The sequence below is a fragment of the Pseudomonas morbosilactucae genome, assembly GCF_023241665.1.
Classification (GTDB): Bacteria; Pseudomonadota; Gammaproteobacteria; order Pseudomonadales; family Pseudomonadaceae; genus Aquipseudomonas; species Aquipseudomonas morbosilactucae.
Window position 1 is genome coordinate 541,461 of sequence record NZ_JALQCX010000011.1, and the last position, 21,426, is coordinate 562,886.

At 61.6% G+C, this 21,426-nt stretch carries 16 protein-coding genes and 2 pseudogenes; 10 read left to right on the forward strand and 8 right to left on the reverse strand.

From position 1 onward, the window contains the following. Positions 1–28: 28 nt before the first annotated feature. Both argJ and secA read right to left on the reverse strand, forming a co-directional pair. Entirely contained in the window at positions 29–1,246 is a 1,218-nt protein-coding gene (gene argJ / locus M1B35_RS09150; RefSeq protein WP_123328602.1) for a bifunctional glutamate N-acetyltransferase/amino-acid acetyltransferase ArgJ, read from the reverse strand. Between the two features lie 122 nt (positions 1,247–1,368). Then, the gene (secA, locus tag M1B35_RS09155; RefSeq protein ID WP_268261728.1) at positions 1,369–4,110 is read right to left on the reverse strand and encodes a preprotein translocase subunit SecA; all 2,742 of its coding nucleotides are present in this window, start codon (positions 4,108–4,110) and stop codon (positions 1,369–1,371) included. 309 nt (positions 4,111–4,419) lie between these two features. Between secA and M1B35_RS09160 the strand changes: the two genes are divergently transcribed. Continuing rightward, positions 4,420–4,875, forward strand: a complete 456-nt coding sequence (locus tag M1B35_RS09160) for a DUF721 domain-containing protein (RefSeq protein ID WP_123328604.1) — start codon at positions 4,420–4,422, stop codon at positions 4,873–4,875. 10 nt (positions 4,876–4,885) lie between these two features. Here the strand turns inward: M1B35_RS09160 and M1B35_RS09165 are convergent, their stop codons facing one another. After that, positions 4,886–6,379, reverse strand: coding sequence for a helicase HerA-like domain-containing protein (locus tag M1B35_RS09165; protein WP_268261729.1), 1,494 nt, complete (start codon positions 6,377–6,379; stop codon positions 4,886–4,888). 196 nt (positions 6,380–6,575) lie between these two features. Between M1B35_RS09165 and M1B35_RS09170 the strand changes: the two are divergent. Beyond that, a pseudogene (locus M1B35_RS09170) lies at positions 6,576–8,464 on the forward strand (methyl-accepting chemotaxis protein). A gap of 10 nt (positions 8,465–8,474) precedes the next feature. Here the strand turns inward: M1B35_RS09170 and M1B35_RS09175 are convergent. Both M1B35_RS09175 and purU read right to left on the reverse strand, forming a co-directional pair. After that, positions 8,475–8,666, reverse strand: a complete 192-nt coding sequence (locus M1B35_RS09175; RefSeq protein WP_123328606.1) for a hypothetical protein — start codon at positions 8,664–8,666, stop codon at positions 8,475–8,477. 81 nt (positions 8,667–8,747) lie between these two features. Continuing rightward, on the reverse strand, positions 8,748–9,596 hold the full coding sequence (gene purU, locus M1B35_RS09180; RefSeq protein WP_123328607.1) for a formyltetrahydrofolate deformylase: 849 nt from the start codon (positions 9,594–9,596) through the stop codon (positions 8,748–8,750). Between the two features lie 346 nt (positions 9,597–9,942). On the opposite strand from purU, the gene mvaT reads away from it, so the two are divergent. Further along, entirely contained in the window at positions 9,943–10,317 is a 375-nt protein-coding gene (mvaT, locus tag M1B35_RS09185) for a histone-like nucleoid-structuring protein MvaT (protein WP_123328609.1), read from the forward strand. Between the two features lie 93 nt (positions 10,318–10,410). Here mvaT and sbcB read toward each other — a convergent pair whose 3' ends face one another. After that, the gene (gene sbcB, locus M1B35_RS09190; protein ID WP_268261730.1) at positions 10,411–11,838 is read right to left on the reverse strand and encodes an exodeoxyribonuclease I; all 1,428 of its coding nucleotides are present in this window, start codon (positions 11,836–11,838) and stop codon (positions 10,411–10,413) included. A gap of 183 nt (positions 11,839–12,021) precedes the next feature. Here sbcB and M1B35_RS09195 point away from each other — a divergent pair, with 183 nt between their 5' ends. Genes M1B35_RS09195 through M1B35_RS09220 form a run of 6 tightly spaced genes read left to right on the forward strand, consistent with a single transcriptional unit; the run spans position 12,022 to position 18,782 of the window. Beyond that, a complete protein-coding gene (locus tag M1B35_RS09195; RefSeq protein WP_268261731.1) occupies positions 12,022–12,747 on the forward strand; it encodes an RDD family protein in 726 nt (241 codons plus the stop codon). After that, on the forward strand, positions 12,744–13,724 hold the full coding sequence (locus M1B35_RS09200) for a stage II sporulation protein M (protein WP_123328815.1): 981 nt from the start codon (positions 12,744–12,746) through the stop codon (positions 13,722–13,724). Before M1B35_RS09195 ends, M1B35_RS09200 begins: the two co-directional genes overlap by 4 nt. Next, entirely contained in the window at positions 13,711–15,258 is a 1,548-nt protein-coding gene (locus M1B35_RS09205) for a DUF4129 domain-containing protein (RefSeq protein ID WP_268261732.1), read from the forward strand. Before M1B35_RS09200 ends, M1B35_RS09205 begins: the two co-directional genes overlap by 14 nt. After that, positions 15,255–16,415: a DUF4350 domain-containing protein gene (locus M1B35_RS09210; RefSeq protein ID WP_123328613.1), complete on the forward strand. Its 1,161-nt coding sequence runs from the start codon at positions 15,255–15,257 to the stop codon at positions 16,413–16,415. The genes M1B35_RS09205 and M1B35_RS09210 overlap by 4 nt, the downstream gene beginning before the upstream one ends. Next, positions 16,412–17,437, forward strand: a complete 1,026-nt coding sequence (locus M1B35_RS09215; RefSeq protein ID WP_268261733.1) for an AAA family ATPase — start codon at positions 16,412–16,414, stop codon at positions 17,435–17,437. Before M1B35_RS09210 ends, M1B35_RS09215 begins: the two co-directional genes overlap by 4 nt. Before the next feature lie 13 nt (positions 17,438–17,450). Continuing rightward, entirely contained in the window at positions 17,451–18,782 is a 1,332-nt protein-coding gene (locus tag M1B35_RS09220) for a DUF58 domain-containing protein (RefSeq protein ID WP_268261734.1), read from the forward strand. Positions 18,783–18,794: 12 nt separating this feature from the next. Here the strand turns inward: M1B35_RS09220 and M1B35_RS09225 are convergent, their stop codons facing one another. Together M1B35_RS09225 and M1B35_RS09230 are read right to left on the reverse strand one after the other, a co-directional pair. Next, entirely contained in the window at positions 18,795–19,154 is a 360-nt protein-coding gene (locus M1B35_RS09225) for a PilZ domain-containing protein (RefSeq protein WP_123328615.1), read from the reverse strand. 226 nt (positions 19,155–19,380) lie between these two features. Further along, positions 19,381–19,755 carry a tetratricopeptide repeat protein gene (locus M1B35_RS09230; protein ID WP_123328616.1) on the reverse strand — a complete coding sequence of 125 codons (375 nt, stop codon included), beginning with the start codon at positions 19,753–19,755 and terminating at the stop codon, positions 19,381–19,383. 157 nt (positions 19,756–19,912) lie between these two features. Here M1B35_RS09230 and pyk point away from each other — a divergent pair. Then, positions 19,913–21,363: pseudogene (gene pyk / locus M1B35_RS09235) on the forward strand (pyruvate kinase). Positions 21,364–21,426 lie beyond the last annotated feature (63 nt).

Below are 21,426 nucleotides of genomic sequence, written 5' to 3' on the forward strand. Positions count from 1 at the left end.
GGGTGGAGCGGCGTTGCCGGGGAGAGGCTTAAGTGCGGTATTCGGCGTTGATTTTCACGTATTCGTGGGACAGGTCGGTGGTCCAGATGGTTTCGCTGCATGCGCCACGACCGAGTTCGATACGAATGGTGATCTCTTCCTGCTGCATCACTGCCGCCCCTTGGGCTTCCGTGTAGCTGGCCGCTCGGGCACCGCGGCTGGCGATGCACACTTCACCAAGGAACACGTCGATCTTGCTCACGTCCAGGTCGGCCACGCCGGCACGACCAACGGCTGCCAGGATGCGCCCCCAGTTCGGGTCGGAGGCAAACAGCGCGGTCTTGATCAAGGGCGAGTGAGCCACGGTGTAACCCACGTCCAGGCATTCCTGGTGAGTGCCGCCGCCATTGACTTCAACGGTGACGAATTTGGTCGCGCCTTCGCCGTCGCGAACGATGGCCTGAGCCACTTCCATGCACACTTCGAACACCGCTTGTTTCAACGCAGCGAACAGCGGGCCGCTGGCTTCGGTGATTTCCGGCAACGCGGCCTGACCGGTGGCGATCAGCATGCAGCAATCGTTGGTGGAGGTGTCACCGTCGATGGTGATGCGGTTGAAGGACTTGTTGGCACCGTCCAGCAGCAGGTTCTGCAAGACATCACGGGAGACTTTGGCGTCGGTGGCGATATAGCCGAGCATGGTGGCCATGTTCGGACGGATCATGCCCGCGCCCTTGCTGATGCCGGTCACGGTGATGGTCACACCCTCCTGCTGGAACTGACGGCTGGCGCCCTTGGGTAGGGTGTCGGTGGTCATGATCCCGGTGGCCGCAGCCGCCCAGTTGTCCACGGACAGGTCGTCCAGCGCGGCTTGCAGGGCGCCTTCGATTTTCTCGACCGGCAGTGGCTCGCCGATCACACCCGTGGAGTAAGGCAGCACAGCGCTGGCGTCGACACCGGTCAGCTCGGCCAGCTTGGCGCAGGTGCGGGTGGCAGCAGCCAGGCCTGGCTCGCCGGTACCGGCGTTGGCATTGCCGGTGTTGGTCAGCAGGTAACGCACCGGACCTTGCACTCGTTGCTTGGCCAGGATCACCGGCGCGGCGCAGAACGCGTTGAGGGTGAACACGCCCGCCACGGTGGAGCCTTCGGCGCAGCGCATGACCACCACATCCTTGCGACCTGGGCGCTTGATGCCCGCCGAGGCGATACCGAGTTCAAAACCGGCAACCGGGTGCAACGTTGGCAAAGGACCAAGACCAACAGCCATGAATGCGCTCCTCTTAACGTGATGTCAGCACCGTCGTCACAAAAGACGGTGTCTGGAATGGAAAAACGCCGCGACGGCTTAAGCCGGTCGCGGCGCGGGTGTTTCAATGTCTGGCAGAAATCTTAGCTGATCTGACCGTGACAGTGTTTGTACTTCTTGCCCGAACCGCAGTAGCACAGTTCGTTGCGGCCCAGTTTCTGTTCATTGCGCACCGGTGCGGTAGCCAGGGCTACATCCACATCAACGCCTTCTTCCAAGGCTTGCGGCTGATCGAGGCTCGGCGCCTCGGCGTGCTCGAACTGCATGCGAGCGGCCAGGGCTTCAGCTTCCTGGCGCAGGCGCGCCTCTTCTTCGATCGGATCTTCGCGGCGTACCTGAACATGGGACAGCACACGGATCGAATCGCGCTTGATGGAATCCAGCAGCTCGGAGAACAGGGTGAAGGACTCGCGCTTGTACTCCTGCTTCGGGTTCTTCTGCGCGTAACCCCGCAGGTGAATACCGTGACGCAGGTGGTCCATGGTCGACAGGTGGTCTTTCCACAAGTCGTCCAGTACGCGCAGTACGATCTGCTTCTCGAAGGAGCGCAGCGCTTCAGCACCGGCCTGGTCTTCTTTCTCGTTGTACGCGGCGATCAGCTCGTTGAGCAGCTTCTCACGCAGGGTTTCTTCGTAAAGGTGATCGTCTTCATCAAGCCATTGCTGGATCGGCAAGCTGACACCGAAGTCGCTCTGGATGGTGGCTTCCAGACCGGCGACATCCCACTGCTCTGGCAGCGATTGCGGCGGAATGTGCGCACTGATGGTGGCGTTGAGCACGTCCTGGCGGAAGTCAGCGATGGTTTCGCCAATGTTGTCCGCAGCCAGCAACGTGTTGCGCATGTGATAGATCACTTTACGCTGCTCGTTGTTGACGTCGTCGAACTCCAGCAATTGCTTGCGGATGTCGAAGTTGCGCCCTTCTACCTTGCGCTGAGCCTTCTCGATGGCGTTGGTCACCATGCGGTGCTCGATCGCCTCGCCGGACTGCATGCCCAGGGCCTTCATGAAGTTCTTCACCCGGTCAGAGGCGAAGATGCGCATCAGGCTGTCTTCCAGGGACAGGTAGAAACGGCTGGAACCGGCGTCGCCTTGGCGACCGGCACGGCCACGCAGTTGGTTGTCGATACGACGGGATTCATGACGCTCGGAAGCAATCACCTGCAGGCCGCCCGATTCGAGCACTTGCTGGTGGCGCTTCTGCCAATCGGCCTTGATCTGGGCGATCTGCTCCGGAGTCGGGTCTTCCAGGGAAGCCACTTCCACTTCCCAGTTGCCGCCCAAGAGAATGTCCGTACCACGACCGGCCATGTTGGTGGCGATGGTCAGGGCGCCCGGACGACCGGCCTGGGCAATGATTTCAGCTTCTTTTTCGTGGAACTTGGCGTTCAGGACCTTGTGCTCGATGCCTTCCTGATTGAGCAGGTTGGACATGTGCTCGGAGGTTTCGATGGTCGCGGTGCCGACCAGCACCGGACGGCCCTGGGTCATGCATTCCTTGATGTCGTTGATGATCGCGGCGTATTTCTCGTCGGCGGTCAGGAACACCAGATCGTTGTAGTCCTTACGCGCCAACGGCTTGTTCGGCGGAATCACCATCACTTGCAGACCGTAGATCTGATGGAATTCGAAGGCTTCGGTGTCCGCAGTACCGGTCATGCCGGACAGCTTGGTGTAAAGACGGAAATAGTTCTGGAACGTGGTCGACGCCAAGGTCTGGCTTTCGGCCTGGATGTTCAGGTTTTCCTTGGCTTCGATGGCCTGGTGCAGGCCCTCGGACAAGCGACGACCCGGCATGGTACGACCGGTGTGTTCGTCCACCAGGACCACTTGGCCATCCTGCACGATGTATTCGACGTTGCGATGGAACAGCTTGTGGGCACGCAGGCCGGCATAAACGTGGGTCAGCAGGCCCAAGTTATGCGCCGAGTACAGGCTCTCGCCCTCGGCCAGCAGACCGACCTGGGTCAGCATCTCTTCGATGTACTGGTGACCGGCTTCGTTGAGTTCGACCTGGCGGGTCTTCTCGTCAACGCTGAAATGACCTTCTTTGGTCACAACGCCTTCCACTTCCTCGATGTGTTGCTCGAGGCGCGGGATCAGTTTGTTGATTTCGATGTACAGGCGCGAGCTGTCCTCGGCCTGGCCGGAAATAATCAGTGGCGTACGGGCTTCGTCGATCAGGATGGAGTCGACTTCGTCGATCACGGCGAAATTCAGTTCACGCTGGAATTTTTCTTCCATGCTGAACGCCATGTTGTCGCGCAGGTAGTCGAAACCGAATTCGTTGTTGGTGCCGTAGGTGATGTCGGCAGCATAGGCCGCGCGTTTTTCTTCCGGCGGCTGGAACGGCGTGACCACGCCGACCGTCAGGCCGAGGAATTCGTACAGTGGACGCATCCAGTTGGCGTCGCGGCGCGCCAGGTAGTCGTTCACGGTCACAACGTGCACGCCCTTGCCGGACAATGCGTTGAGGTAAACGCCCAGGGTGGCTACCAGCGTCTTGCCTTCACCGGTACGCATCTCGGCGATCTTGCCTTCGTGCAAGGTCATGCCACCGATCAGCTGTACGTCGAAGTGGCGCATACCCATGACGCGCTTACCGGCTTCGCGGGCAACCGCAAAGGCTTCGGGAAGCAGCTTGTCGAGGGTTTCACCTTTGGCTATGCGGTCCTTGAACTCTTGGGTCTTGGCACGCAATTGATCGTCCGAAAGGGCCACCATTTGCTCTTCGAAGGCATTGACGATCTGTACCGTCTTGAGCATGCGTTTGACTTCACGCTCGTTCTTGCTTCCAAAAAGTTTCTTTAACAAAGGCGCAAACATATCGGCAGGATCTTCCACACATAGGGTTGGAGGGCGGCCCCGTGAGTCGCCCGAGCAGCCCTCATGGCCGCATGCGAACGAGCATTCTACCCGGAAACGATGGTGAGGAAAGTGGCGTTATTCCACGATGCTGGCACAGCGCTGTGACGGGGCTCACCTAAAATAAGGTCTTTTGGCTGAACTTCAACCCCAACTTCCCTAGAAGTTGTGTATTGCCGCGCCCCTCAAGGTTCGACGCAAAAGCGATGGGCAAGGTGCAGCAGGCGCTTTCTGCTACCATGCGCGCTCTGTAACTTCAGGTTTCTGACTATGGCATTTCGCCCTCTTACGGCACGCGCACCCGCCGTTCTCCTTCGCGAAGCCAAGCCTCTTAAAGCCATACTCGGCCATGCCCAGCGCCTGGCGCATTTGCAGCGCTTGCTGGAAAGCCAGTTGCAACCGGCAGCTCGTGAGCATTGCCATGTAGCGTCCTGGCGTGAAGGCAGCCTGCTGCTGATCGTCACCGACGGCCATTGGGCGACCCGTCTGCGCTACCAGCAAAAACGCCTGCAACGGCAACTGGTGGAGTTTCAGGAGTTCGCCAGCCTGACCCGCATTCTGTTCAAGGTGCAACCGCCCACGGTGCAGCATGGCGCTGCCAGCCACACCATGGACTTGTCGAGTAGCGCCGCGCAAACCATCCAGGCCACCGCCGACGGCATCAGCGACCCCAACCTGCGGGCCGCGCTGGAACGACTGGCCAGCCACGCCAAGTCCAAAGCCTGAGGCCGCTGGCTCAGCGACGCTTACTGCCGCCCAATAAAGAGCCCATCAAGCCCCGCACCAATTGCCGCCCCAGTTGATTGGCGGCCTGGCGCATGGCCGACTTCAGCGCCTGGCCGGCGGCGGTGCCGAGAAACTCTCCGGCACGGTCAGCCAGGCTCGGCTCCTCGGCGACGGGCGTGCCCGGCTTGGCCTGCGCCTCGGCGTTCGGCGCCAGGTCCTTGCGCCCCATCAGCACTTCATAGGCAGACTCGCGGTCGATCGGCTTGTCATAACGCCCGAGCAATGGCGAACCCGCGATCAGCGCCGCCCGTTCAGCCTCGCTCAGCGGCCCGATCCGTGATTGCGGCGGTGCCACCAGCACCCGCTGCACCATCGCCGGCGTACCCTTGTCCTGCAACGTGCCCACCAGGGCCTCGCCGATCCCCAACTCGGTCAACACCGACAGGGCATCGAAGTCCGGATTGGGCCTGAAGCCATCGGCCACGGCCCGCAGGGATTTCTGCTCCTTGGCAGTGAATGCGCGCAAACCGTGCTGGACGCGCAAGCCCAACTGCGCCAGGACGTCGTCCGGCAAATCCCCCGGAGACTGAGTGACGAAATACACCCCGACGCCCTTGGAACGAATCAAACGCACCACTTGCTCCAGGCGCTCTTGCAGGGCTTTGGGCGTTCCAGCAAATAAAAGGTGGGCTTCGTCAAAAAACAATGCCAGCAAGGGCTTTTGTGCGTCGCCGCGCTCGGGCAACTGTTCGAACAGTTCAGCCAGCAGCCACAGCAGGAAGGTCGCGTACACCTTCGGTGCCTCATGCACCAGGCGGCTGGCATCAAGCAGATGGATCCGGCCACGGCCATCGGCCGCCGGTTGCAGGATGTCTTCCAATTGCAGGGCCGGCTCGCCGAACAGGGCTTCGGCGCCCTGCTGTTCGAGAATCGCCAGGCGCCGCAACAACGCCTGGCTGGAGCCAGTGGTCATCAAGGCCGCGTCATCGCCCAACAACTCGGGCTGCTCCTTGAGATGGTTGAGCAACGCCTTGAGGTCTTTCAGGTCCAGCAGCAACAGCCCTTCACGGTCCGCCACCTTGAACGCGGCATACAGCGCCGATTGCTGGCTGTCGGTCAGTTCCAGCAGGCTGCCCAGCAACAACGGCCCCATTTCACTCAAGGTGGTGCGCAACGGATGGCCGGATTGCCCATGGATATCCCACAGCGTCACCGGATACGCCTGGGGTTTGTGATTGAGCCAGGGCATGCCGGCAATCCGCTCGGCGATCTTGCCCTGGGGATTCCCTGCTGCCCCCAACCCGCACAGGTCGCCCTTGATATCTGCCGCGAACACCGCCACGCCGGCATCGCTGAAGGCCTCCGCCAGGCGTTGCAGGGTAACGGTCTTACCGGTCCCCGTAGCACCGGCCACCAGGCCATGGCGATTGGCCAGGCTCATGGCCTGGGCGATAGGTTGCCCCGCGAGGTCGGCACCAATAACGAGTTGAAATGAATCAGGCATTTTGTCACCCATGGTTAATCTTTAGCCCTGCACGGTCGATATGGATAAGCGATGGACCAGATATATCTGAACTCAAGGTCGGACAATCCTCTAGGGAAAGATGGAAATATCAGAGTACTTTCACCGGCGCCTATTTTGCGCGCTTTTCAGCCTTGCGCACCTTGGACCTTCAAGACCTTAGCGGACACCCCAAGCCATGAACAAGAATTTGCGTTTCAGTCACAAGATCCTGCTTGCCGCCTCGCTGATCGTCATCGCTGCTTTTGCCCTGTTCACGCTCTACAACGATTACCTGCAGCGCAACGCCATCCATAAAAACCTGGATAACTACCTGCAGGAAATGGGCGACGTCACAGCGAAGAACATCCAGACCTGGCTCGCCGGCCGCGGCCTGCTGGTGGAGAACCTGGCCCAAGCCGTTGCCCTGAATTCCGAGCCTGGCAACGTCAGCCAGTTGTTGGTGCAAAAAGCCATCAGCTCGACTTTTATGGGTGCCTACCTGGGCAGTCAGGACGGCAGCTTTATCATGCGTCCGGAAAGCAAGATGCCGGATGGCTATGATCCCCGTGCACGCGCCTGGTACAAGACCGCCGAAAGCACCAACGGCTCGGCCCTGACCGAACCCTATATCGACCTGGCCACCGGCCAGTTGGTGATTTCCATCGTCGACAGCGTGCTCAAGGGCGGGCAGAGAATCGGCGTGGTAGGGGGCGACCTGAGCCTGCAAGTGATCGCCGAAACCATCAATGCCCTGAACTTCAACGGCATGGGCTATGCGTTTCTGGTCAGCGCGGACGGCAAGATCCTGGTGCACCCGGACAAGAACCTGGTGATGAAAACCCTCAAGGACGTCTACCCCCAGGACACCCCACGCATCAGCAGCGATCTCAGTGAAATCCAGGTCGACGGCCAGTCGCGCATTGTCACCTTCACCCAGATCAAAGGCCTGTCCTCGGTCAACTGGTACATCGGCCTCTCCGTGGACAAGGACAAAGCCTACGCGGCGCTCAGCGAGTTCCGCACCTCAGCCATTATTGCCACCCTGATTGCAGTGGCCATCATCATTGCCCTGCTCGGCATGCTGATCCGCGTATTGATGCAGCCCCTGCACGTCATGACCCGCGCCATGCAGGACATCGCCGACGGCGAAGGCGACCTGACCCGGCGCCTGAGTATCCACAACCAAGACGAATTCGGCACCCTGGGTAACGCATTCAACCGCTTTGTCGAGCGCATCCACGGCTCGATCCGCGAAGTGTCTTCAGCCACCGAGCAGGTCAATGAAGTCGCCTTGCGGGTGGTCAGCGCCTCCAACTCCTCGATGCTCAACTCCGATGAGCAGGCCAGCCGCACCAACAGCGTGGCCGCCGCGATCAATCAACTGGGTGCCGCCGCCCAGGAAATTGCCCGCAACGCCGCCCAGGCCTCGCAACAGGCCAGCGACGCACGCAACCTCGCCGAAGATGGCCAGCAAGTGGTGGACCGCAGTATCCAGGCGATGCACCAGCTGTCGGAGATGATCAGTGCCTCCAGCAGCAATATCGAAACCCTGAACAGCAAAACGGTGAACATCGGGCAGATCCTCGAAGTGATCACCAGCATCTCCCAGCAAACCAACCTGCTGGCCCTCAACGCCGCGATCGAAGCGGCCCGGGCCGGTGAGGCCGGACGTGGCTTTGCGGTGGTGGCCGATGAAGTACGCAACCTGGCGCACCGCACCCAGGAATCGGCGCAGCAGGTGCAGACCATGATCGAAGAGTTGCAGGTCGGGGCTCGGGAATCGGTGGGCACCATGAGCACCAGCCAGCGCCACAGCCTGGACAGCGTAGAGATTGCCAATCAGGCGGGAGAGCGGTTGAACAGCGTGACCCAGCGCATTGGCGAGATCGACGGCATGAACCAATCGGTCGCGACGCCACCGAGGAACAGACCTCGGTGGTGGAATCCATCAACATGGACATCACCGAGATCAACACCCTCAACCAGGAAGGCGTGGAAAACCTGCAGTCCACCCTGCGGGCGTGCTCCGACCTGGAGCAGCAAGCATCGCGCTTGAAGCAACTGGTGGGCAGTTTCAGGATTTGAAGGAAGGGCCTCAGGGCCCTTTCGGCGGCAAGCCGGCTCCTACTGGCGGGGGCTCTTGCTGCAACTGCTCCCACAACTCGGCGGCGCCAGGAAACTCGGTGCCGTCGTCAGCATTCAGCTCATCCGGATCGTAACGGCTCAGGCAGCCCTCGCCGAGGGTGGCCGGGGCCTGGGAAGTGGCTTTATCCAATGGATCGGTCATAGGGCTGACCTCGTGACGTAAAAAACCAGGAACGGGATATTGAACCCCGCTCCTGGTTTTTTTCAATCAGAACACCTTCAATCAGAACACTACGGTCTTGTTGCCGTGTACCAGCACTCGGTCTTCCAGGTGATAACGCAGGCCGCGAGCCAGCACCATCTTCTCGACGTCACGGCCAAAACGCACCATGTCCTCGATGCTGTCGCTGTGGCTGACACGCACCACGTCCTGCTCGATGATCGGGCCGGCATCCAGCTCTTCCGTGACGTAGTGGCAAGTGGCGCCAATCAACTTCACGCCGCGCAACGATGCTTGGTGATAAGGCTTGGCACCGACGAACGACGGCAGGAAGCTGTGGTGGATGTTGATGACCTTGTGCGCGTACTCGCTGCACAGTTCCGGCGGCAGAATTTGCATGTAGCGGGCCAGGACCACCACCTCAGCATCGTGCTGCTTGACCAGGCGCGAGACTTCGGCGAACGCCGGCTCTTTGTCCTGTGGATTGACCGGCACGTGGTAGTACGGAATACCGTGCCACTCAACCATGCTGCGCAGATCGTTGTGGTTGGAAATCACACAGGAAATTTCGCAATCCAGTTCATCGCTGTGCCAACGGTGCAACAAGTCGGCCAGGCAATGGGATTCGCGGCTGGCCATCAACACCACGCGTTTTTTCTCGGCGGTGTCGGTAATACGCCAATCCATCGAAAACTCTTCGGCAATCGGCGCGAAGGCCTCGCGAAACGCTTCCAGACCGAACGGCAACGAATCGGCACGAATCTCGTGGCGCATGAAGAACCAACCACTGAGGTTGTCCGAGTGGTGGCTCGCTTCGGTGATCCAACCGTTGTGGGAGGCCAGAAAGTTACTGACTTTGGCAACGATGCCAACGCGGTCAGGGCAAGAAATCACCAACCGGAAAGTGCGCATGAGGGGGAAACTCCAGAACTTCGCAAAGGCCGCCATTCTAGCCATTACGCGAAGAATCTGCAGTATTCATTGCGTCCGATTGCAAGCGCCTCCTTCACACCCAGGCTTTATCCGCCGTGGCGTGCACCCCTTTCGAGGGCACATAAAGCCACTTATAAATAGTGGACAACTAATGCTTGATTATCTGTTCGGAATGCACCCGACTATTAAATTTCGATCTGCGTTTACGCCTAAACACTCTAAATGTGGCAAATAAAAACGCTGTTAAATGTTTACTTGCTGAAACCGCCTGACTATTATTGCCCATTATGTTTCAGTCACCCTGCGCCCAATAAGGTAGCCATCCATGTCCCTGATCAACGAATACCGCGCCACAGAAGAAGCTATCAAAGAGCTGCAAGCCCGCCTGAAGAATCTGTCGCAAGACGACAAATTGAAAACCGAGCTGGAATTCGAAGGCAAACTGCGCACCCTGATGGGCGAGTATTCCAAATCCCTGCGCGACATCATCGCCCTGCTGGATCCGGACTCCAAAGTTAAAGCGCCACGCGCTCCGGTAAAAACCACCGGCACCAAACGCGCTCGTAAAGTTAAGCAATACAAGAACCCGCACAATGGCGAAGTGATTGAAACCAAAGGTGGCAACCACAAGACTCTGAAAGAGTGGAAAGCCAAGTGGGGCGGTGACGTCGTTGAAGGCTGGGCAACCCTGCTGGACTAAGCCTCGACAGCGTCACCCGCGGTCCAGTGATCGCAGAAAAAACGCCAGCCAGCTGGCGTTTTTTTATGCCTGGCGTTCAGCCACAAAGACCGTTCAAAGCCCCAGGCGCTGGCTGAGTGAGCGGGCGTAGTTGTCCCACTCATCCAGCACCTGACGCTGGCTGTCAGTCGCACTTGAAGCCCACTGCGAAGATGCCTGGTTAAAACTTTCCAGGGTATTGGGTGCACCGTATTGGGGATCGAGCAATCGCTGCTGGCAAAATGCCTTCCAGCGCTCTTGCTCTTCGTCACTCAATGTCCCTGGGAAGTTACGAGCGCGGTAACGGAACAGTAATTCAGGCAAACGTGGATCATCGAAAGGCCATTGAGACTGGCGCAATTGATCAGGTTCTGCCTGGCGCACTTGTTCACACAGGCGTCGATCACGGTCGCCAATAAAACCGTCGTATAACTGCTGCTCCGGATCTTCGCTGCCGGCAAAATCTTCCGTGGCGTAGATGGCCTGAAGTTTATCTTGCCAAACTTCCCGAGCCTCGCTCAGACGCAGGGCCCGGTCCTGATAAAGCGCCATGTCCAAGTGCAATCGTTGCTGATCTTGCTCACGCAATACATTCAACGGCGCAACCACAGGGCAACGATTGATATGAATTAGTTTGAGCGGCACCGGCAGTTCGCCGTCAGCCAGTTCCTCGCGTCGGGTATATAAACGCTGACGCAAGGCCTCGGCATGCTGGTCCAGCAACCCCTGGGGATCCAGATGCAGATCGCAGACAATCAAGGCATTGCGATTGCGTGGGTGCCAGGCCAGGGGCAAAACCACCCCCACATAATGCCGCGCCGCAGAGAACCGACCGGAGATATGCACCATCGGCTGCAACAGGCGGATCTGGTCCATGACCTTCTGTTTGCTGCGCAACTGGAACAGCCAGTCATAGAGCTTCGGCTGCTTCTCGCGGATCAGCCGCGCCAGGGCGATGGTGGCGCGCACATCGGACAGGGCATCGTGGGCCTGGCCATGATCGATGCCGTTGGCCGCGGTCAGGCGCTCCAGCTTGAGGGTTACCTGGCCCTCTTCCTCGGGCCAGACCAGGCCCTGGGGGCGCAACGCATAGGCGGCACGCACCACGTCGATCAAGTCCCAGCGGCTGTTGCCGCCCTGCCACTCGCGGGCGTAGGGGTCGAAAAAGTTGCGGTAGAGGCTGTAGCGGGTCATCTCATCGTCGAAACGCAGAGTGTTGTAACCCGCGCCACAGGTGCCCGGGTGCGCCAACTGGGCGTGGACCCGGGTCATGAAGTCGGCTTCGCTCAATCCCTGCTTGGCCAGACGGGTCGGGGTAATCCCGGTGATCACGCAGGCCGCTGGGTGCGGCAGGATGTCGTCGCTGGGCTGGCAGTAGAGGTTGACCGGCTCGCCAATCTCGTTGAGGTCGAAGTCGGTGCGAATGCCAGCCACTTGCAGCGGTCGATCGCAACGCGGATTGATGCCAGTGGTTTCGTAGTCGTACCAGAAGATGGAAGTCACGGTGCGTTCCTGAACTGAAGACCGGCAAAGTCTAGGCGCTCAGGCGCCGCCAGGGCCAGCCATGTTGCCGTCAATCAGCCGCCCGGTGCAGACAGCGCGAAGTTATTGATGTCGTTTGCCCCTCTGAGGCTGCTAGCATCGGCGCTGGATTTTTTCTCAACCAGGCCAGCCATTACGTTGCCCATGCTCGAGACGACAGCACTGCCAGGGAATGCAACGCTGCACCCGCCACTGGATACGCGGTATCAGGTCGAAACGCCGGAAGGCATCGACCTGCCGCTGCGTCCGGCCGGGCTGATGGTGCGCGCCCTCGCGTTTGCCCTGGACCTGGGCATTCGCGGGCTGATCCTTGGCCTGCTGTTTTTGCTCCTGGGGTTCTTCGACAAGATCGGCACCGGCCTGGGCTCGATCCTGCTGTTCCTGATCAGTTGGTGGTACATGGTGCTGTTCGAAGTGCTGAACCAGGGCCGCTCCCCCGGCAAACAGATGATGGGCCTCAGGGTGGTGCAGGACGACGGCACGCCGATTGGCTGGGCCGCCTCGCTGACCCGCAACCTGCTGCGCTTTGCCGACATGCTGCCGTTCGGCTATTTCCTCGGTGCCCTCAGTTGCCTGCAGCACCCGAATTTCAAGCGCCTTGGCGACCTGGCGGCCGGCACCCTGGTGATCTACCGCGAACAGGCGGTGCAGCGCCCACCGCTGCCCGAAGCCCAGGCCCGGCATGCGCCCTTCCCCCTGCATCTGAACGAACAGCGGGCGATCCTCAGCTTCGCCGAGCGCCAGGGGCAACTGTCCCGCGAGCGTACCGTGGAGCTGGCGCAGATTCTCGCCGAACCACTGCAAGTGCCCGCCGCCCAAGCCCCTGCCGAACTCAACGGAATCGCCCGTGGCTTCCTGGGGCCAACATGAAACAGAGCCTGTTTGAAAGCCGTCATCAACCCGAATGGCAGCGCCTGAGGGAACAACTGGACCTGCTGGAACGCGGCAAGGCCAAACCCGAGGACTGCCAGGGTTTCCCACGGGCCTACCGGCGCCTGTGCCAACACCTGGCCCTGGCCCAGGAACGGGGTTACAGCAGCTACCTGATCGACCCTCTGCAACAACTGGCCTTGCGCGGCCATCAGCAGTTGTACCGGCAACGCAGCCCCCTGAGCGCCCACGTCCTGGGGTTCATGCTCGCTGGCTTTCCGCGCCTGGTGCGCGAGCAGTGGCGCTTTGTGCTGACCGCCAGCCTGCTGTTCTTCGGCAGCCTGCTGGGCATCGGCCTGCTGATGTACCTGTTCCCGGACCTGATCTACAGCGTGGTCAGCACCCAGCAAGTGGCCGAGATGCAGAGCATGTACGACCCCACCTCAGGGCGCCTGGGCCGCGCCGCCGAACGGGCCGCCAGCGACGACTGGGTGATGTTCGGCTACTACATCATGCACAACATCGGCATCGCCTTTCAGACCTTCGCCAGCGGTTTGCTGCTGGGCGTGGGCAGCGTGTTTTTCCTGTTTTTCAACGGCCTGATGATCGGCGCCATCGCCGGCCACCTGACCCAAATCGGCTCAGGCCCGGTGTTCTGGCCCTTCGTCATCGGCCACGGCGCCTTTGAGCTCACGGCCATCGTGCTGTCTGGCGCCGCCGGGCTGAAACTGGGCTGGGCGCTGATCGCCCCCGGGCGCCTGACCCGGGGTGAAGCCCTGCTGCGCGCCGCGCGCAAAAGCGTGCAATTGGTGGGCGGGGTCATTGTGTTCCTGCTGATCGCGGCCTTTATCGAAGCCTATTGGTCGTCGCTGACCTGGCCGGCGCCCTGGATCAAATACTTGGTGGGCGCCGGGCTTTGGACCCTGGTGGGGCTGTACCTGATCTACGCCGGACGAGAACCCCATGCGCCTGAGTGATGCCAGCGTAGTGATCCGCCCGCGCAATACCTGGGAAGCCATGGACCTGGGCGTGCTCCTGAACCAGCGTCATCGCGGCCTGCTAATGGGCAGTTGGGCGCTGATCAGTCTGCCGGTGTTCATGCTACTCAGCCTGCTGTTCTGGGAATCGCCCTCGGTGGCCCTGCTGCTGTTCTGGTGGCTCAAGCCGGCCTTCGAGCGTTTGCCGCTGTTCATTCTGTCCAAGGCCCTGTTCGGAGAGGCGCCCAGCCTGCGCCAGGCCGTGCGCCAATGGCCGCGGTTGCTCAAGCCGCAACTGCTCGCCAGCCTGACCTGGCGACGCCTGAGCATGAGCCGTAGCTTCACGATGCCGGTGGTGCAACTTGAAGGTCTGGCGGGCGAGGCCCGGCAACAACGCCTGGGGGTCCTGCTACAGCAGCAACCCGGCGCGGCGCGCTGGCTGACCTTGATCGGCATGTGCCTGGAATGTGCGCTGTGGATGGGACTCATGGCGCTGTTCTACCTACTGCTGCCACAACAGATCGAGTTGGACTGGAGCTGGCAGGAGTTGATCACCGCCAGCGAGCAGGACTGGCTGTGGCTGGAACACCTGACCAACGCTTTTTATGCGCTGGTGCTGATTGTCTGGGAACCGATTTACGTGGCCTGTGGCTTCAGCCTTTACCTCAATCGGCGCACCGAGCTGGAGGCCTGGGACATCGAACTGGTGTTCCGCCGCCTGCGCCAGCGCCTCGCCGGGATCGCCGGCCTATGGCTGGTGTGCGGGCTGATCCTGTTGTCCCCCGTGTCGACGGTTTGGGCCGCCGAGCCGGTGCCAGGGCCGAAAAGTCCGCGTCTGCTGGGGCAAGCCCTGACCAGCCAGGCCTCCAAGGACAGCATCAAGGCCATCCTCGAGCAGCCACCGTTCAAAAACCCGGAGTCGGTCACGCGCTATCGCTTCGGCGACGAACCGCCGGCAAAAACCGCGGAGCAAAAAGACGCCGCGTCCAAGGATTGGCTCAAGGACTTGCTGGACAGCGTCTCGCCTGAACGCTTCGCCGGCATCGCACAGGCCCTGAAGATCCTGCTCTGGGCCCTGCTAGTGGCGGCCGTCGCCTGGCTGATCTGGCGCTACAGCGACTGGCTGCGCGCCTTTGTCAGCCGCCGCCCGACGCAACGGCGCCCAGTGGTGCCTGCCGCGCCGACCCAGCTGTTCGGCCTGCAAGTCAGCAACGAAAGCCTGCCCGAGGATGTTGCCGCGCGTGCCGCCGAGCTCTGGTCCGAACACCCCCGGGAAGCCCTCGGCCTGCTCTATCGCGCGCTGCTCAGCCGCCTGCTCCACGACCTGCAATTGCCCCTCAAGGCCGCCGACACCGAAGGCCAGGTACTGGAGCGGATCGAGCGCCTGCAACAACCCGCCCTGCAAGCCTTCAGCACGCAACTGACGCACCATTGGCTCAACCTGGCCTACGGTCACCGGGTGCCTGACGCCCAAGTGCAACAACAGCTTTGCGACGGTTGGCGCGCGCTGTTCGGACCGGGAGCGAAGCCATGAGGCGTCCACTGCTGATCCTCTTGTCCTTGCTCTTGTGCACACTGCTGGGGGCCCTGGGTTATTACCTTTACCTGAATGCCACGCCCTATCAGGAAATCATCGATCACGGCCCCTCCCCTGAAGCCCAGGCCAACCCGTACCTGGCCGCTGAGCTGTTTCTGCGTCAACGCGGGCTGCAGGTGGAGCACGCCAACGGCCTGGATCGGCTGGCCAGCTTGCCCCCCGAGCAGCACAGTCTGCTCCTGCTGGGCGAGCGTTCGAACATGACCTCGCGCCAGGTCGATCAGCTCCTGGACTGGGCCAAGGCTGGCGGCCACTTGCTTATGGTCGCCGAGGCCCTGTGGGATGAGGAAAGCGGCGAGAGCGGGGACCTGCTGCTCGATCGCCTGGGGCTGCAGCAGTCCATGAGCGAGGAGATGACCGGGCCGCCGCAAGCGAAAGACCAGGACGCCTACCCGAGGTTGACCAAGCTTTATCTGGAAGATGAAAAGGCCCCGGCTTACATCGGCTTTGACACCGCCTTCCATCTTGAGGACCCGGACAACCTCGCCCAGTCCTGGGCCAACAGCGGGGTGGCGACCCACCTGATGCGGCTCGATTATGGCCAGGGATCAGTGACCGTGCTGACCGATGCCGACATCTGGAAAAACCAGCACATCGGGCGCTATGACAATGCCTGGCTGCTCTGGTACCTGAATGCCGATACCGCCGTGACCCTGCTGTTCAACACCGACCACGACAACCTCTGGCAACTCTTGCTGCGCTACTTTCCCCAGGCCCTGGTAGCCCTCGCGGTGCTGGCCGGCCTGTGGGTGTGGCAGGCAGCGGTGCGCCAAGGCCCGTTGCAGGCACCACCGGCCAAGGCACGTCGCCAGTTGCGCGAACACCTGCAGGCCAGTGCCGATTTCCTCCTGCGCCACAGTGGCCAACCCGCCCTGTTGCAGGCCCTGCACCTGGACATCCAGCGCCGGGCCCGCCGGCGCCACCCCGGCTTTGAGCACCTGCCCCAGACAGAACAGTGGCAGGCCCTGGCCCGCCTGACCCAGCAACCCCTCGACGTCGTCAGCCAAGCGCTGCAGCAGCCGGGACAGCGTCTGTCCAGCGCTGACTTCAGCCAGCGGGTGACCCAGTTGCAAACCCTCAGGAATGCCCTATGAGCGAATTTCCAGACGATTCCGTGACCGCCAGCGAACCGGCCACCCCGCAAGATGCGGCCACGTCCCAACGCCTGCAAGCCAGCCAGTTGGCCCAGGCCCTGCGCGTGGAATTGCGCAAGGCGCTGATCGGCCAGGACGCGGTCATCGACGACGTGCTCACGGCGCTGATCGCCGGCGGCCATGTGCTGCTCGAAGGCGTCCCGGGCCTGGGCAAGACCCTGCTGGTGCGGGCTTTGGCCCGGTGCTTCGGTGGCGACTTCGCGCGGATCCAGTTCACCCCTGACTTGATGCCCAGCGATGTCACCGGCCACGCGGTCTACGACTTGCAGACCGAGCAATTCAAGCTGCGCAAAGGCCCACTGTTCACCAACCTGTTGCTGGCCGACGAGATCAACCGGGCACCGGCCAAAACCCAGGCGGCGCTGCTGGAAGCCATGCAGGAACGCCAAGTGACCCTGGAAGGCCAGGCCTTGCCGATTGCCCAGCCGTTCATGGTCCTGGCCACCCAGAACCCCATCGAACAGGAAGGCACCTACCCGCTGCCGGAGGCCGAACTCGACCGCTTCATGCTCAAGCTGCGCATGGATTACCCCGATGCCGAGCAAGAGCTGAGCATGGTGCGCCAAGTGGCGCGCTCCACCCGTGCCGACATGCTCGACGTGCAGCCCTTGCGCACCGTGCTGCAAGCCAAGGACGTGCTGGCCCTGCAACGCATTGCCAGTGAGCTGCCGCTGGACGATCAAGTGCTCGACTACGCCGTGCGCCTGGCTCGGGCCACCCGCAGTTGGCCCGGCCTGGCCCTCGGTGCCGGGCCGCGCGCGTCCATCGCCCTGGTGCGTGGCGCCCGCGCCCGAGCACTGTTGCGCGGCGGCGAGTTTGTCATCCCCGATGACATCAAGGGCTGTGCCATGGCGGTGTTGCGCCATCGGGTGCGCATCGCCCCGGAACTGGACATTGAAGGCCTGTCGGTGGAGCACGTGCTCACTCAACTACTCGAACAGATTGCCGCGCCTCGCCTATGAATCGGTCACAGCCATGAAACCCTCGCGCCTGCTCCTGATCTGGCTCGCCAGCCTGGCCCTGCTGGACATCGTGCTGGGGGCAACCCGGGCCCTGGGGCTGGCCGTGCCCGACAGCCTGCAGTCGATCGCCTGGGCCCTGCTGCTGGCGCTGCTGATCCTGGCGCTGCTGGACGCCCTGCGCCTGCACCGCCTGCCCTCGCCGCAACTGCGCCGACAACTGCCCGGCAGCCTGCCGTTGGGGCGTTGGAGCGAGGTGCGCCTGGAGCTGCTGCCCAGCGCTGACCAGCCTCTGGTGATCGAGGTGTTTGACCACGCGCCCAATGGCCTGAGCTTCGAGCACCTGCCACAGCGCGTGGTACTGGAACCGGGCCAGGGCAGCCAGCTCAGCTACCGGGTGCGCCCCCTCAAGCGCGGCCATTTCAGCTTCCTGCACTGCGAAATCAACCTGCCCAGCCCCCTCGGCCTGTGGTCAGCCAAACGCCTGCTGGCAGTGGCCGACAGCACCCGCGTCTACCCGGACTTCGCCCGCCTCTACGGCGGCCAACTGCAAGCGGTGGACAACTGGATCAGCCAGCTTGGGGTGCGTCAGTTGCAACGCCGGGGCCTGGGTCTGGAGTTCAATCAGTTGCGGGAGTTTCGCGAGGGCGACAGCCTGCGGCAGATCGACTGGAAAGCCACGGCCCGGCAACGCACGCCGATTGCCCGGGAATACCAGGACGAACGGGACCAGCAAATCATTTTCATGCTCGATTGCGGCCGGCGCATGCGCAGCCAGGACGGCGAGCTGGCGCACTTCGACCACGCCCTCAACGCCTGCCTGCTGCTCAGCTATGTGGCGTTGCGCCAGGGCGATGCCGTGGGCCTGAGCACCTTTGCCGGTGCCCAGCCGCGCTACCTGGCCCCGGTCAAAGGGGCAGCGCAACTCAACGTACTGCTCAACGGTGTCTACGACCTCGACAGCAGCCAGCGCCCCGCCGACTACCAGGCCGCGGCCAGCGAGTTGCTGGCCCGGCAGAAACGCCGAGCACTGGTGGTGCTGGTCACTAACCTGCGGGACGAGGACGACGAAGAGTTGCTCACGGCAGTCAAACGCCTGGGGCGCCAGCATCGCGTGCTGGTGGCCAGCCTGCGCGAAGAAGTGCTCGACGAACTGCGCCAGTCTCCAGTGCAGACCCTGCCCGAAGCCCTGGCCTACTGTGGCACCCTCAACTACCTGAATGCCCGCTCGGAACTGCATGAGCGCCTGCAAGCCCAGGGCGTGCCGCTGCTCGACACCCGTCCCGGCGAACTGGGGCCGCAACTGGTGAGCCGCTACCTGAGCTGGAAGAAAGCCGGAACCCTGTAGCCGGACGACGGATCAGGCCGACGTCTGCACCGGATAGAAACTGAAGTAGTGACGCAACGACTGCACCAGTTGCAGGTACTCCAGCGGGCTGCGCAACAGGCTGAAACCGGCGTCGTAGGAATGGGGCGTGACGTCTTCGTGGCACCACAGGCAGCAGGCAGTGAAATCGACCATCTGCAGGTGGCCATCCGTGGACGGGATTTTCAGGCGCAAATCGAAATCGGCACCAATCAGCATCGGCAGTTGGCTGATCAGCATCAACCCGTCCTCAGAAACATTGCCCAGGTAACCCACAGGCTTGTCCGTGAAGCGGTTGAACACCTTTAAAAAATACGGCAACTGGTGCCGCTCGATACGACGTTCGGTGAACATGCTGGGTATCGCTATGGAAAGGTCATTAAGCATGACCGCACTAGTGCTTCGAAACAGGCCTGGCACGCAGGCTCATTCTCCCGGGGCCCGGCGACCGGAGTGCGCTCGGCACAAGGCCTGAGCGGCTGGAACCCCTGCCGCGGTGTTTAGAGAAAAGGCTCTAAACCCATCTGAAAAATCTTAGCTCAACGCCGCCACGAGGCCAGCGTCGTGATGCTGACCAACCTTACAACGCGGTCGGTCTTACCTGGGCACCTGTGCGGGCCGGGTAGTAACCCAACTGCTGCAAGGTTTCCAGTCGGGCGCGGGCACGGTAAGCGTACTCGCTGCTGGGGTACTGGGTAATGATGAATTGGTAGGTCTGGGCCGCATCGACGAAGAGTTTCTGCCGTTCCAGGCACTGCCCGCGCAACATCGACACTTCCGGCTTGATATAGCCACGGGTGCGACTGGTGCGATCGACCTGGCTCAGCTCGAGCATCACGCTTTCGCAATTGCCACGGTCGTAGGCGCGGTAGGCATTGTTCAAATGGTGGTCCATGGACCAGCGGGTACAGCCGACAACACTGACGGCCAGGGCAGCAATGAGTACGAATCGCATGGGGTATCTCCTGTCTTGTGCAGTGTATCGACTCATCGGCGAAAATCTTCAAGGTTGTTGCTTTAAACAAACAAACGAATAAGTAGTGCAAACGAACAATGACTACAACTTCGGACCATAGTAGCCTCTCGTTGCGCTTGAACTCAGGAGTCTGTGCATGTCCGTTCGTCGTACTAAAATCGTCGCCACCCTTGGCCCGGCCAGTAATTCGCCGGAAGTTCTGGAACAGTTGATTCTCGCGGGCCTCGATGTCGCCCGTCTGAACTTCTCCCACGGCACCCCGGACGAGCACAAGGCTCGCGCCAAACTGGTTCGCGACCTCGCCGCCAAGCACGGGCGTTTCGTCGCGCTGCTGGGTGACCTGCAAGGCCCGAAAATCCGTATCGCCAAATTCGCTAATAAGCGTATCGAACTGAAGATCGGTGACAAGTTCACCTTCTCCACCAGTCATGCGCTGACCGAAGGCAACCAGGACATCGTCGGCATCGACTATCCGGACCTGGTCAAAGACTGCGGCGTGGGCGACGAACTGCTGCTGGACGACGGTCGTGTGGTGATGCGCGTCGAAACCGCCACTGCCACCGAACTGAATTGCGTCGTGACCATCGGCGGCCCGCTGTCGGACCACAAAGGCATCAACCGTCGCGGCGGCGGCCTGACTGCACCGGCCCTGACCGAGAAAGACAAGGCCGACATCAAGCTCGCAGCCGAGATGGAAGTCGACTACCTGGCGGTGTCCTTCCCCCGTGACGCAGCCGACATGGAATACGCTCGCAAACTGCGCGACGAAGCCGGCGGCACCGCCTGGCTGGTGGCGAAGATCGAACGTGCCGAAGCCGTGGCTGACGACGAAACCCTCGACGCCTGATCAAGGCCAGCGACGCGGTGATGGTTGCTCGTGGTGACCTGGGTGTGGAAATCGGCGACGCCGAACTGGTGGGCATCCAGAAGAAAATCATTCTGCATGCACGTCGTCACAACAAAGCGGTGATCGTTGCGACCCAGATGATGGAGTCGATGATCCAGAACCCGATGCCGACCCGCGCTGAAGTCTCCGACGTAGCCAACGCCGTGCTCGACTACACCGACGCCGTCATGCTCTCGGCAGAAAGCGCCGCCGGTGCCTACCCGCTGGAAGCGGTCCAGGCCATGGCGCGTATCTGCGTCGGTGCCGAAAAGCACCCGACCAGCAAAAGCTCCAGCCACCGTCTGGGCAAGGTGTTCGAAAGCTGCGACCAGAGCATCGCCCTGGCCGCCATGTACACCGCCAACCACTTCCCCGGTGTGAAGGCGATCATCGCCCTGACCGAGAGTGGCTACACGCCGTTGATCATGTCGCGTATCCGTTCCTCGGTGCCGATCTACGCCTACTCCCCGCACCGCGAAACCCAGGCCCGCGCGGCCATGTTCCGTGGCGTCTACACCGTGCCGTTCGACCCTGCGTCCTTGCCACCCGAGCAAGTCAGCCAGGCCGCGATCGACGAGTTGCTCAAGCGCGGCGTTGTGGAAAAAGGCGACTGGGTCATCCTCACCAAGGGCGACAGCTACCACACCACCGGCGGCACCAACGGCATGAAGATCCTGCACGTTGGCGACCCGATGGTTTAAGCAGCCAATGCTTTAACTGGCTAAGCGCTGTACGAAGAAGCCTCGCTGGTGAATGCCAGCGAG

What these genes read in the sequence shown, in the direction of transcription:
- mvaT (WP_123328609.1), top strand. Translation starts at nt 9,943, where the DNA reads ATGTCCCTGATCAACGAATACCGCGCCACAGAAGAAGCTATCAAAGAG.
- M1B35_RS09175 (WP_123328606.1), bottom strand. Translation starts at nt 8,666, where the DNA reads ATGACCGATCCATTGGATAAAGCCACTTCCCAGGCCCCGGCCACCCTC.
- M1B35_RS09165 (WP_268261729.1), bottom strand. Translation starts at nt 6,379, where the DNA reads ATGCCTGATTCATTTCAACTCGTTATTGGTGCCGACCTCGCGGGGCAA.
- M1B35_RS09200 (WP_123328815.1), top strand. Translation starts at nt 12,744, where the DNA reads ATGAAACAGAGCCTGTTTGAAAGCCGTCATCAACCCGAATGGCAGCGC.
- purU (WP_123328607.1), bottom strand. Translation starts at nt 9,596, where the DNA reads ATGCGCACTTTCCGGTTGGTGATTTCTTGCCCTGACCGCGTTGGCATC.
- M1B35_RS09205 (WP_268261732.1), top strand. Translation starts at nt 13,711, where the DNA reads ATGCGCCTGAGTGATGCCAGCGTAGTGATCCGCCCGCGCAATACCTGG.
- M1B35_RS09230 (WP_123328616.1), bottom strand. Translation starts at nt 19,755, where the DNA reads ATGCGATTCGTACTCATTGCTGCCCTGGCCGTCAGTGTTGTCGGCTGT.
- M1B35_RS09210 (WP_123328613.1), top strand. Translation starts at nt 15,255, where the DNA reads ATGAGGCGTCCACTGCTGATCCTCTTGTCCTTGCTCTTGTGCACACTG.
- argJ (WP_123328602.1), bottom strand. Translation starts at nt 1,246, where the DNA reads ATGGCTGTTGGTCTTGGTCCTTTGCCAACGTTGCACCCGGTTGCCGGT.
- M1B35_RS09220 (WP_268261734.1), top strand. Translation starts at nt 17,451, where the DNA reads ATGAAACCCTCGCGCCTGCTCCTGATCTGGCTCGCCAGCCTGGCCCTG.
- M1B35_RS09215 (WP_268261733.1), top strand. Translation starts at nt 16,412, where the DNA reads ATGAGCGAATTTCCAGACGATTCCGTGACCGCCAGCGAACCGGCCACC.
- M1B35_RS09195 (WP_268261731.1), top strand. Translation starts at nt 12,022, where the DNA reads ATGCTCGAGACGACAGCACTGCCAGGGAATGCAACGCTGCACCCGCCA.
- M1B35_RS09160 (WP_123328604.1), top strand. Translation starts at nt 4,420, where the DNA reads ATGGCATTTCGCCCTCTTACGGCACGCGCACCCGCCGTTCTCCTTCGC.
- M1B35_RS09225 (WP_123328615.1), bottom strand. Translation starts at nt 19,154, where the DNA reads ATGTTCACCGAACGTCGTATCGAGCGGCACCAGTTGCCGTATTTTTTA.
- secA (WP_268261728.1), bottom strand. Translation starts at nt 4,110, where the DNA reads ATGTTTGCGCCTTTGTTAAAGAAACTTTTTGGAAGCAAGAACGAGCGT.